12 protein-coding genes are annotated in these 12,148 nt (G+C 45.6%); 4 read left to right on the top strand and 8 right to left on the bottom strand.

Translation table 11 applies throughout. The features are described from left to right. Window positions 1-65: 65 nt before the first annotated feature. The 5 genes from aspS to WD077_11035 all read right to left on the bottom strand — a co-directional run bounded on the left by aspS (window position 66) and on the right by WD077_11035 (window position 4,684). Window positions 66-1,832, bottom strand: coding sequence for an aspartate--tRNA ligase (gene aspS / locus WD077_11055; GenBank protein ID MEX0967767.1), 1,767 nt, complete (start codon window positions 1,830-1,832; stop codon window positions 66-68). 187 nt (window positions 1,833-2,019) lie between these two features. Continuing rightward, entirely contained in the window at window positions 2,020-2,268 is a 249-nt protein-coding gene (locus WD077_11050; protein ID MEX0967766.1) for a NifU family protein, read from the bottom strand. Window positions 2,269-2,357: 89 nt separating this feature from the next. Next, complete coding sequence (locus WD077_11045; GenBank protein ID MEX0967765.1) at window positions 2,358-3,440, bottom strand: Mrp/NBP35 family ATP-binding protein; 1,083 nt, start codon at window positions 3,438-3,440, stop codon at window positions 2,358-2,360. 235 nt (window positions 3,441-3,675) lie between these two features. After that, the gene (locus WD077_11040; protein MEX0967764.1) at window positions 3,676-3,954 is read right to left on the bottom strand and encodes a hypothetical protein; all 279 of its coding nucleotides are present in this window, start codon (window positions 3,952-3,954) and stop codon (window positions 3,676-3,678) included. 73 nt (window positions 3,955-4,027) lie between these two features. Further along, window positions 4,028-4,684: an outer membrane beta-barrel protein gene (locus tag WD077_11035; GenBank protein ID MEX0967763.1), complete on the bottom strand. Its 657-nt coding sequence runs from the start codon at window positions 4,682-4,684 to the stop codon at window positions 4,028-4,030. 65 nt (window positions 4,685-4,749) lie between these two features. On the opposite strand from WD077_11035, the gene tatC reads away from it, so the two are divergent. From tatC to WD077_11015, 4 genes are all read left to right on the top strand, one after another. After that, window positions 4,750-5,580, top strand: a complete 831-nt coding sequence (gene tatC / locus WD077_11030) for a twin-arginine translocase subunit TatC (protein MEX0967762.1) — start codon at window positions 4,750-4,752, stop codon at window positions 5,578-5,580. A 110-nt stretch (window positions 5,581-5,690) separates the two neighbouring features. Further along, window positions 5,691-6,344, top strand: a complete 654-nt coding sequence (locus tag WD077_11025; GenBank protein ID MEX0967761.1) for a succinate dehydrogenase cytochrome b subunit — start codon at window positions 5,691-5,693, stop codon at window positions 6,342-6,344. Window positions 6,345-6,366: 22 nt separating this feature from the next. Then, window positions 6,367-8,307, top strand: a complete 1,941-nt coding sequence (locus tag WD077_11020) for a fumarate reductase/succinate dehydrogenase flavoprotein subunit (GenBank protein ID MEX0967760.1) — start codon at window positions 6,367-6,369, stop codon at window positions 8,305-8,307. Between the two features lie 75 nt (window positions 8,308-8,382). Continuing rightward, window positions 8,383-9,150, top strand: a complete 768-nt coding sequence (locus WD077_11015; GenBank protein ID MEX0967759.1) for a succinate dehydrogenase/fumarate reductase iron-sulfur subunit — start codon at window positions 8,383-8,385, stop codon at window positions 9,148-9,150. Between the two features lie 66 nt (window positions 9,151-9,216). Here the strand turns inward: WD077_11015 and WD077_11010 are convergent, their stop codons facing one another. From WD077_11010 to WD077_11000, 3 genes are all read right to left on the bottom strand, one after another. Then, window positions 9,217-9,696, bottom strand: coding sequence for a gliding motility lipoprotein GldH (locus WD077_11010; GenBank protein ID MEX0967758.1), 480 nt, complete (start codon window positions 9,694-9,696; stop codon window positions 9,217-9,219). A 16-nt stretch (window positions 9,697-9,712) separates the two neighbouring features. Continuing rightward, entirely contained in the window at window positions 9,713-10,906 is a 1,194-nt protein-coding gene (ricT, locus tag WD077_11005; protein ID MEX0967757.1) for a regulatory iron-sulfur-containing complex subunit RicT, read from the bottom strand. A gap of 69 nt (window positions 10,907-10,975) precedes the next feature. Further along, on the bottom strand, window positions 10,976-12,112 hold the full coding sequence (locus tag WD077_11000; GenBank protein ID MEX0967756.1) for a hypothetical protein: 1,137 nt from the start codon (window positions 12,110-12,112) through the stop codon (window positions 10,976-10,978). Window positions 12,113-12,148: the final 36 nt, after the last annotated feature.

Below are 12,148 nucleotides of genomic sequence, written 5' to 3'. Positions count from 1 at the left end.
TCCGGGTCATTTTTTTTGTGCCCTACCAGCAGCAATCTTCCCCGGCTCATCACGCCTGCTTCACTCTACTTCTTTTCTTCTGATAGCTTGAGGCCCAGTTCATTAAGCTGCGCAAAATCCACGGGAGAAGGTGCATCAATCATTATATCTCGGCCCGCATTATTCTTCGGAAATGCGATAACCTCCCGAATACTGTCTGCTCCGGCCATCATTGCCACCCAACGGTCAAAGCCGTAGGCAATGCCTCCATGCGGTGGTGCGCCATAATCCAGGGCGCTCAGCAGAAATCCGAATTTTTCGCGGCTCTCTTCGGTTGATAGTCCCAATGTTTTGAATACCCACTCCTGTATTTGTCTGTCATGAATTCTGACTGAGCCCCCGCCAATCTCCACTCCATTAATCACAAAGTCATAGGCATTGGCTTTTACCTTCCCCGGATCGGTTTCTAACAAATGCAGGAATTCTTCATTAGGTGCCGTAAAGGGATGATGGCGCGAATACCATCTCTGGTCCTCTTCTACCCACTCGAAAAGCGGCCATTCCGTGATCCAGGTTGCTACAAACTTTCTTTTGTCTGACAACCCTTCTTGCTTCGCCACTTCGAGCCTCAGGCCGCCCAGGGCATGTTGGGCTTTTTCAGTTTCTCCGGCCACGATTAACAGCAGGTCGCCTTTCTCCGCTCCGCAAGCCGACATCCATTGCTTGAGCTGATCATCAGTAAAAAATTTCCCTACCGGAGACTTCACTTCTCCTGTTGTTTCAAGTTTTATCCACACCAGGCCTTTCATTCCGCGATGCGGTTGCCTGACAAAATCAGTGAGCTGATCTATTTGCCTTCGGCTGTACCCGGCTCCATTTTTTACGACAAATCCGATCACATCCCCCCCTTCAGCAACTACACTCGCAAAGGGCGGAAAATCAGTCCCGGCCACCTGTGCAGTCAGGTACTGGAATTTCATCTCAAAGCGCAGGTCAGGTTTATCAGAACCGTAAAACCGCATGGCATCATCATAGGTCATTATGCGGCTGCTATCCAGTTCCACCCCGCCAATTTGCTGAAACAAATGCGTTGATAATCCGGAGAACACATCAATGACATCTTTCAAGGTAACGAACGAAAGTTCACAATCTATCTGTGTAAACTCCGGCTGGCGGTCTGCCCGCAAATCCTCATCCCGGAAGCATTTTACGATCTGGAAATAACGGTCGAAGCCGGCCACCATCAGGATCTGCTTGAAAGTCTGAGGCGATTGCGGAAGCGCATAAAAGCTGCCCTGATGCATCCTGGAAGGAACCACAAAATCACGCGCTCCTTCCGGGGTGGATTTTATGAGGAATGGAGTTTCCACTTCGATGAACTGCTCCGAAGTCAGATACCTTCTCGTTTCCTGAAGCATCTGATGGCGGAGCATTAGGTTTTGCATGGGTGATTTTCTTCTGAGATCGAGAAAGCGATATTTCATGCGCAGTTCTTCGCCTCCATCCGTTTCATCCTCGATGGTGAAGGGAGGCGTTTTGCTCTTATTCAGCACATTCAGTTTCTCAACGATGATCTCAATATCTCCCGTTAGTATTTCTTTATTCTTATTGCTTCTTTCGGCAACTTTACCACTGGCCTGCACCACGAACTCGCGTCCTAACTCCTCCGCTTGTGAGGCTAGGGAAGGATCAATTTCTTCGCTGAAAACAAGCTGTGTGATTCCATACCTGTCCCTGAGATCAATAAAGATCATTCCGCCAAAATTTCTGATGCGCTGCACCCAACCGGCAAGTGTTACTGGCTGGCCTGCATTCACACCTCTCAGTTCTCCGCAATTATGGGATCTGTACATTATTTAAAGGAATTATTAAAGAAAATGCAAAGGTAAAATGGAAAATATTCAGCGGACGAAAATGCTTCATTGCGCAGAGAAGTGGCGCGAACTGATGATAAACCTATAGTTTAAGTGGAGGCATTAAAGAGTATATCTGTTAATACTATACCGGAACTACATATACAGAAATACTTGACAAAAGCGCTTAGCTTTCTTCTAATGCGATAACGCGCTGAATTTCAGGAACAGCCTTTCGGATACCGTCTTCTACGCCAGCCTTCATGGTCATGTGGCTCATGTTGCAGGTGCTGCAACTGCCGAGCAGTTTTACGGTGGCGATATAATCCTCACTAATATCTATCAATTCAATATCGCCTCCATCCGTGTTCAGATATGGACGCAACTTATCCAGTGTTTGATTCACACGGTCTAAAAGTTCTGGTTTATTTGTCATTTCAGCTTATGATCAGGACGTATATAAGCTTTCAAAAGTACAAAAACATGGATTCGAATGAAGAGAGAAAAGGAGAATGAATTTCAAGGTTACTGGCCGGAAAGCCTTGCATTAACAGTTGAAACCTGTTGGGCCACCCTGGCCGTCATTTCAAGAAATGGCCGTTGAACCGTTGCGACTTTACTGAGCAAAGCCGGTTGACCCTCATCCGCATCGCCTGCCATACCCTGAAAAAGGGGTACCTGCGCCAGCAAGGGCAAATTGTATTCTTTACTCAATTGTTCCCCACCTCCTTTGCCAAACAGGTAATATTGTTTCTCAGGGGCATCCAGGGGTGAGAACCAGCTCATGTTCTCAACGATTCCCAAAACAGGCGCCTGCACTTGTTGATTCCGGAACATCTCAATAGTTCTGCGCGTATCCGCCAGCGAAACCTGTTGTGGTGTGGTAACGATGACCACCCCCGTCACAGGAAAATGCTGCATCAGCGTTAAATGAATGTCACCGGTTCCGGGAGGAAGATCCACGATCATATAATCAATTTCGCCCCACTCCACATCCAGGAACATTTGGCGCAAAGCAGAAGAAACCATCGGTCCGCGCCAGATCATTGGCTGGTTTTCCGGCACCAGCATTCCCATGCTCATCGCCTTCAGCCCAAATTGCTCTATCGGAATAATGGTGAATTTATCGGATCCTTCCACCTGCCGGGTTTCGGGCTTTATCGTCCGCCTGCCAAGCATCACAGGCAATGAAGGTCCATGAATATCGGCATCCAGCAACCCCACGCTTGCTCCGGATTGTGCCAGACCAAGCGCCAAATTAAGAGCAATGGTGCTTTTCCCTACGCCCCCCTTGCCTGAAGCCACCGCAATAATGTTCTTTATTCCTTTCAGCACCTGCTCATTATTGTTTCGTTGAGTAGTAACGCGAGAGGTGATATCAATTTCAACTTTGAGAGACGGATCAACAAATTGGCTAATGGCCGTACGGCAGGCAGCCTCCAGCATTTCCTTCATAGGACAAGCCGGAGTTGTGAGTTCCAGTGTGAAACTAATCTTTTGGCCGTTGATCTCCAGGTGCTTGATCATTCCCAGCGTTACCAGGTCTTTCTTCAGGTCAGGATCTTCCACCTCCCCTAGTGCCGCCAATATTTTTTCCTTTAATGCCATCTATAATTGTTTTGAATGCGGCTAATGATTTTCTCTGTCAATCTCCTTCTTATCTTTAAATATAGGTTGATTGATATTGATCTTCTGGGTTTTAATCCAGAAAACTCAGATTTGGCTACAACGAGAAAACATTTAATTTCAGGTAGATTAGAGAAAATCAGCCATCAATGGAAACAGAGAAGCCCATGCTTCCAATTAAGAAAACACGGGCTTTATTGTTTAAAAGCAACGAAGATTACTGAACCTTGACTTCGCTCTTTGCTTTGCCTTTAGAACAGCAGCCTGATGCTTTTGCTGCCGGACAATTAGACTTTACCTCACTTTTTTCGGCATTGTCTGCGGCTGCTTTTTTATTCTTCTTCTTCTTGCTCTTCTTATCTTTTTTCTTACCGCCACCATCTGTCATTTCTGTCTGGGCAATGCCTTCCTTCGCTGAAAAAGAAGTTGTAGCACCGGCCACAGAAAAAGAAAAGGCAAAGATGGCTGCGAATGCAATCGCTTTAAATTTCATCATAATTTTAACTTTTTAGATTTTCTCAAAGATGAGAAATTTGTAGGACAAAAACTCAGCAGAACTTGGATTCCGATCAAAAGCCCGAATAACTGAGGCCAACCGAAAAAAGATTTACATCCGGATAATCTTCCTTAAATACCGTGCTGAGGGCATAATAACCATATAAATGCACGCGACTGTTCCCGATGCGGGCAAAAACTCCGTAACGATAATCGTTTGGTGCCTCCAGCTTTTTTGTTTTATAGATCATGCCGTTGTTGCCTTTCATCTTGGTGTGTGAATCAATGAGGAAGCCGCCCTTTACGCCCAGGGTAACTGACAGGCTCCTCGCTGAATCTTTCCGAAAACGGTAAGTCGTATGAAGCGGGACTTCCAGGTAATTCAGGCTCAGCTTGTTCTTCCTGTATACATCATCCGGCAGAACCGGTAACTGTCCATCTAAATCCAGCCTGTAATTCATTATTACGTTGTTAAAAATATTTGTACTGGAAATGCCAAGGCCGGTAACCACCCAAAATCGCTTTTGACCTCTTACCAGCGGCTGTATAACATGGATGGAAACGCCCCTGCCTAATGCATCCTCAAGTTCTACATCTCCCGGCTTTTGTTGCCAGGTTTGCCATTCCAGATCAATGCTGAAAAAACGAAATAATTTGAGTTCCTGCTGAGCTGCCAAATGCACCGGGAGCAAAAGAATACAGAAAAGAATGAAGGTCAAAAGTTTTCTCATGGGTTAGCTATTATTTTGCACCGCTTTACCGGAAACGGCCGTTATCAATTTTCACTCAAAAATTTATGGCACAAACAGAAAGGAATACTGAAGATTCAGAAATGTCTTTTCTTGACCACCTTGAAGCGCTCCGGTGGCACCTCATCCGTTCCATCATTGCTGTTGTCGTTTTCTCAATTGCAGCTTTTGTCAACAAAGCCTTCTTTTTTGATGGGGTAATACTTGCGCCCAAAAACACTGACTTCTGGAGCTACCGGATGCTTTGCCGGCTTTCTGACCAGCTTCATCTCGGAGATCAACTCTGCGTAACAGAAATCAACTTTGAGGTATTTAACCTGAATATGGCCGGACAGTTCACCGCTCATATTATCATTTCTTTTGCCATCGGAATTATTATCGCCTTTCCATACATCATGTGGGAAATGTGGCGCTTCATAAAGCCCGCTTTGCATGCCAGAGAAAGGAAATATGCAACCGGCATCGTTGGCTACACTAGCTTGCTGTTTTTCATCGGAGTGCTTTTTGGCTATTTCATTCTCACCCCAATATCTATCCAGTTCCTGGGAAATTATAATGTGAGCATGGAAGTAGCCAATCAGATCAACCTCGGAAGCTACATCTCTACCGTTTCAGGGGTTGTCTTTGCTACGGCAATTGTATTTGAATTGCCCATCATTATTTACTTTTTAACTAAAATCGGACTGGTAACGCCTGCCATGTTGAGGGGATTCCGAAAACACTCCCTGATAGTGATCCTTCTCATTTCAGCCATTCTTACCCCGCCTGATCTCACCAGTCAATTGCTGCTCTCAATCCCTTTCTACCTTTTATATGAGGTGAGCATTTTAGTATCGGCACGGGTGATGGCGAATTTACCGGAAACCGGGAGCACATGATTTCCACCTTTGGCCAGGTAAACACCGGAAGAGATTTCCACGCTGGCAGGCCCTGCCGTTCAGGTTTATTATTCTAAATTTGCGCCCGGTTTCGATAACGATATTCAGAGATGGCCCCAACCAATAATAAACTGTTCTATTCCATTAGTAAAAAGATCCTGATGTCACTAACAGGCTTGTTCCTGGTGGTGTATTTGGTGATCCACCTTTTCGGCAACATGATGATTCTTGGCGGACGTGATTTATTTAATGATTACGCAGCCACCTTATCCGCAAATCCAATTATACAGGCAATTGAGGTAATTCTTTTTGCCGCCTTCTTTTTACATATAATTGATGGCATTGTGCTGTATTTTCAAAACCGTAAGGCACGTGGCAGCGAAGGATATAAAAAATTCAAAAAGCCGCCATCCGTTGCCTGGGCTTCCCGCAGGATGCCACTGTCCGCGCTGGTACTATTGGTTTTCTTCATCCTCCATGTGAATACCTTCTTTGTGCAGCATAAACTAATTGGAGGAGATATGACGCTCTATGATCGCGAGGTTGCAACATTCTCTGAGCTTTGGCTGGTGCTGTTTTATGTAGTCTCAATGGTTTTTTTGGGTTTTCATATTTATCATGGCTTCTCCAGTGCATTCAGGACCATCGGGCTTAGCAATAATAAATATATCGGTTGGCTCAAAGATTTCGGATTAGCACTGGCCATAATCTTCACCGTTGGCTTTTCATTCCTGCCATTGTATGTACATTTTGTTTTAGCTTAAAAATGGTAATCTTCATAGGACCATGAATTTTGAATCAAAAACACCAGATGGGCCGCTTGCTGAGAAATGGACCCTGCATAAGAATCAACTGAAACTTGTGAACCCTGCCAATAAGCGCAAGTTTCACATAATAATGGTTGGAACCGGCCTGGCCGGAGGTTCTGCTGCGGCATCCCTTGCAGAACTTGGATATAATGTTACTTCCTTCTGCTTTCAGGACAGCCCGCGCAGAGCGCATAGCATCGCTGCACAAGGCGGTATAAATGCTGCAAAAAATTATCAGAATGATGGCGACAGCGTTTGGCGCCTTTTCTATGATACTATTAAAGGTGGCGACTACCGTTCACGCGAAGCTAATGTGTACAGACTCGCAGAACTCAGCGTCAACATTATTGACCAGGCTGTGGCACAGGGAGTGCCCTTTGCAAGAGAATATGGAGGATTGCTGGATAACCGCTCATTTGGCGGGGCGCAGGTGAGTCGGACTTTTTATTCTCGCGGCCAAACTGGGCAACAACTGCTGCTGGGTTGCTACCAGGCCCTTAACCGGCAGATTGATGCCGGAAAGGTGAAAAGCTATCCCCGCCATGAAATGCTGGATTTGGTATTGGTGGATGGTAAAGCCAAAGGCATTATTGCCCGCGATCTGGTAACAGGAGAAATCAAACCTTTCAGCGCAGATGCTGTGGTTCTTGCCACAGGAGGATATGGCAACGTATTCTATCTCTCCACAAATGCCAAAGGCTCAAATGCTACTGCGGCCTGGCGTGCGCATAAACGCGGGGCGCTCTTCGCAAATCCCTGCTATACACAGATACATCCTACCTGCATTCCCGTTTCCGGAAGTTACCAGTCTAAACTCACGCTGATGAGCGAGAGCCTGCGGAATGACGGAAGGGTTTGGGTCCCTAAATCACGCGAAAATGCCAAGGCCATACAAGAAGGGAAAAAAACGGCTAAGGACATTGCCGAAGAAGACCGCGATTACTTTCTCGAAAGAAAATATCCTTCATTTGGAAATCTGGTTCCGCGCGATGTTGCAGCAAGAAATATCAAAGAAGCCTGCGATGACGGAAGAGGCGTAAATAAAACCGGCCAGGCTAGTTTCCTGGATTTTAAGGATGCAATCGCAAGGCTGGGAAAAGATGTGATCAGCGCCAGGTATGGGAATCTCTTCGAAATGTATGAGAAAATTACTGGCGACAATCCGTATGAAAAGCCCATGAAAATCTATCCGGCCGTTCACTATACAATGGGCGGGCTTTGGGTTGATTATAATTTAATGACAAATATTCCAGGGTTGTATGCCATCGGAGAAGCGAATTTTTCAGATCATGGCGCAAACAGGTTGGGAGCCAGTGCATTGATGCAGGGCCTTGCGGATGGGTATTTCATCCTCCCCTATACCATTGGAGATTATCTGGCTACCGAGGGGACTTCTAAAATTGATACCAGCCATGAAGCTTTTAAAAGCGCAATAACCGGAGTTCTTTCAAAAAATGAAACATTATTAGGCATTCGTGGAAATAAATCCGTGGATGAATTTCACAGGGAACTTGGACTGATTGTATGGGATCATATAGGAATGGCGAGGACAGCCGAAGGGCTGGGAGTATCATTGGTAAAGATCCGTGAACTGCGTAAGGAGTTCTGGGAGAATGTGAAAGTTGCCGGCACCGGTGATGAACTTAATGAGAGTCTTGAAAAAGCAAATCGTGTTGCTGACTTTATGGAATTAGCTGAACTCATGGCGAAGGATGCGTTGCACCGGGATGAATCTGCTGGCGGACACTTCCGGCTGGAGCATCAGACTGAGGAAGGCGAGGCCAGACGGAATGATGACGAATTTACCTATGCAGCCGCCTGGGAATTCGAAAGCCTGAATTCAGAAGGGCACTGGAAGCTGAAAAAAGAGAAACTCGAATTTGAATTTGTGAAACTGACACAACGGAGTTACAAATAATCCCAACCGGCAATAAGAATGAAAAAAGGATGGGCTGAGGCTCATCCTGATAATGGAAGTTGAATTAAGCAGAATATGAAAATTTCTATGGAAATATGGCGTCAGCGAAACGCCAGGGTGAAAGGAAAATTTGAAAAATATTCCCTTGATGAAGTCTCAGAAGACATGTCTTTTCTGGAAATGTTGGACGTGCTGAATGAAAAGCTTATTAAGGAAAATAATGATCCGGTGGCTTTTGGACACGATTGCCGTGAAGGAATTTGCGGAAGCTGTGGATTTATGATAAATGGCAGAGCACATGGCCCACAAGAGGCTGTAGCGGTTTGCCAGTTGCACATGCGCACGTTCAGGGATGGCGACCATTTGGTGCTGGAACCGTGGCGTTCAGCAGCTTTTCCGGTCATCAAAGATCTTGTAGTAGACCGTGCTTCTTTTGACAGAATACAACAGCGGGGCGGATATATATCTGTAAATACCGGGGCTGCTCCCGATGCCAACGCTATTCCGGTTCCAAAGGACTATTCTGACGAAGCTTTCAATGCTGCCGCATGTATTGGTTGCGGTGCCTGTGTTGCGGCTTGTCCTAATGGATCGGCTATGCTGTTTACCTCCGCCAAAGTCTCCCACCTCGCACTTTTGCCACAGGGCCATCCGGAGCGTTATTCACGGGTGGTAAAAATGCTGAATCAGCATGATGAAGAAGGCTTCGGGAATTGCACCAATATTGGCGCTTGCGAAGCAGAATGTCCTAAAGAAATATCCATCTCCCATATCGCACGTATGAACCGGGAGTTTATCGCATGCAAATTTTCAGGTATTGGCGCTCCGGCAAAGGATGTTTAATACCGGCCAGCGATAAATATATTCGTGATCATAAGCCCATCTTTCTGCGGCTGCTGATTTTTCTTGTCAGCGCCCGGATATTTTATCCAGCCGAAAGCCTATATCCAGAATATCCGGGACGGGATCCATGCGCATATCATGTTTTATCGAAAAAACATAAGTGCCGGACCTGGGCAGTTTAATCTCCTGCCTGACGAGAAATTCATGGTCAATAATATCTCCGAGTCCCTGTCCTTTCCACTTGCCGCTTTTCTCAGCCAACGGCAAGTCGTACCGCGTCCGGAATACTTTGCCTTCAGGATTTTTTTCCGCTAACATGATCCATATATTGCTGTATGGATAAGTTCCTTTGTGCCGGATCTGGACGAGCAGGTTGTATCGGGCTGTGGTATCTTCAACATCTATTTTAAAAGATTTTTTATCCTCCAGCGCCCATTCATTGCCCTCTACCTCACGATACTGCTGATAAATCCGCTCCTTTTCACAAGCTTGGAAAATGAATGGAATCCATATAATCAGAAATATAAACCTGAAGTTCTTTTTCATATCAGAATAAACGGGTTCATTTATTTCGCCTGTTTTGCGTTTTAGGCGGTGGCGGTTTTTTACCTTTTCGTCTGCTTTTCTTAGGATTAGATCTCTTTTTGGATTTCTGTAAATCAAAGCGGTTAATGCTGTCTTCGCCTACTACATCCTTAAATTCCAATTCCTTTTCTTCGAGGTTTTCTTCTTCGAAAACAAGAGATTCCAGATCCTCCGGGAAACGCTTTTTACTGTTTTCCTCCATTATTTTTTTCACCGTTTCAAGGGTCAGAGGAAACGTTCGCAATTGATCTTCATCCATGTAATGAAACCAGATCAACTTCTTCAGCACATCAGATTTGAAAATTCTTGCCTTCCCTTTTTTAGTGAGCAAAACCGTATTGTCATCCGGGAATTCCTGTAAAGCCTCAAGATAAGTATCCAGTTCGTAGTTCAGGCAGCATTTCAGCCGCCCGCACTGGCCGGAGAGTTTCAGGGGATTGAGGAATAAATTCTGGTAGCGCGCAGCACTTATTGAAACCGAATCAAAGTCTGTAAGCCAGGTAGAGCAGCAAAGTTCGCGTCCGCAAGAACCAATGCCCCCAAGCCTTCCGGCTTCCTGCCTCAGTCCTATCTGCTTCATTTCAATGCGCACGTGGAAACTTCGGGCCAGCACCTTTATGAGTTCACGGAAGTCAACTCTTCCATCTGCCGTATAATAAAAGGTAGCCTTGCTGAAGTCGCCCTGGTATTCCACATCGCTGATCTTCATGACCAGCTTCAGTTCCTGCGCTACCTTCCGGCTCTCCATCATGGTGCGGGTTTCTGCCTTTTTAGCGGCCTCGTATTTCTCCATATCCTTCTCCGTAGCTATCCGCTGGATGGTGAGAAACTGCGGAGAATCAGGGTCTACATTGTATTTTTTCATTTGCAGACGCACTAACTCACCTCTTAATGAAACATATCCCACGTCATAACCTGAAGGAGAATCCACCACCACGGCATCTCCGATTTCTATATTCAGAAGTTTAACATTTTTAAAAAAGCCTTTGCGGGTTCCTTTAAATTTTACTTCTACAAATCCTGCATTAATTCTCTGGTCATCAAAGGTTGTAATGTTGGAAAGCCAGTCGTAGGTATCGAGCTTTCCGCAGCCGCCTGTGCTGCACCAACCATTGTTCTTGCACCCTGTCGGCAAATCATCTTTGCCTGATGCACATCCTGAACATCCCATTTTGTTATTCTTATATATGAAAGTTCGTTTAACATAAAATATGTTTTTTTGAACTGAAAAAGTTGAAAGTCAGGCTGCCACCGGCTTTTGGCGAAGCAGCCTGTACACAGTCAAAGATAGATTAAAAAAGGTAATCTTAGGATTCGCGTTTCGCTCAACATGGTAATGCGCCTGGTCGAATTCCAAAGTGAGTTGTGAGATCTTGTCATCATCCAGTTGTTTACTGAAATTGCCAATAAAGTCTTGTTCCTCTAATGTCATCCGCTGGAGTTGTGCAAGTCCATGCTGCTGAAGCAGACATTCACGGAAAAGATGTGTCGCATATCGCAGGAAGTTTTTCTGATTTTCCCGCCCGATGCCTGCCATTGAATCCACCCATTTCAGTAGGCCAATACCACTTTTAGAAAGAGTATAGCAGATCCGCATCCAGTTGCGCAGGTCATCCAAAAAATTAGCTTTCTCCGCAGAACTTAGTGACATTGCCTGGTTCAGGTTGCCTTCTGCCAAATGAGATAGTTGGCCTGCCTCTTCCTGTGAAATTCCTTTTTCCCGGATAAGAAATTGCTGCACTTCCTCATCTTTCAAGCGTGGAATTTGAAGCGCCTGCGTCCGCGAAAGAATGGTGCTGAGTATTTTCTCCTGATCCTGCGATACCAGGAGAAAAACAGTCCTCTCCGGTGGTTCCTCCAGCAGCTTGAGCAGTGCATTCCCTTCCTTCCCAAGAAATTCCGGCAACCACATGATCAGGATTTTGTATCCGCCTTCAAATGCTTTCAGCGAAAATTTCCTGATGATATTGTGACACTCGCTGATCGTAATATTTCCCTGCTTATTTTCTGCATTAATTGCCGCCATCCAATCCAGATATCCGAGGTACGGATTGTTCAGAATTTCCTTCCGCCATTCATTTATGTAATCGAGCGCCACCGGCTTGTCTCCCGGCTTCCTGGGAATCACGGGGTAAGAGAAATGAACGTCAGGGTGAATGAGTTTCTGCATTTTAATGCACGAAGAACATTGGCCACATGAATCATTTTCCGCTCTGTCACTGCAATTCAGATATTGTGCATAAGCAATAGCCAATGGCAAACCTCCGGCACCTTCAGGAGCAAAGAGGATTTGAGCATGACTCACCTTGTTCTGCTGCACACTTTGCAGCAGTCTTTCCTTTGTGGCGCGCTGGCCTGTGATAGAAGAAAACTTCACTTGCGGTTTTTTTTCAGCCGCAAAAGTAAGGGATCA

The sequence above is a fragment of the Bacteroidia bacterium genome (assembly GCA_040880525.1).
Classification (GTDB): domain Bacteria; phylum Bacteroidota; class Bacteroidia; order CAILMK01; family JBBDIG01; genus JBBDIG01.
This window is presented reverse-complemented; position numbering and strand designations above follow the sequence as displayed.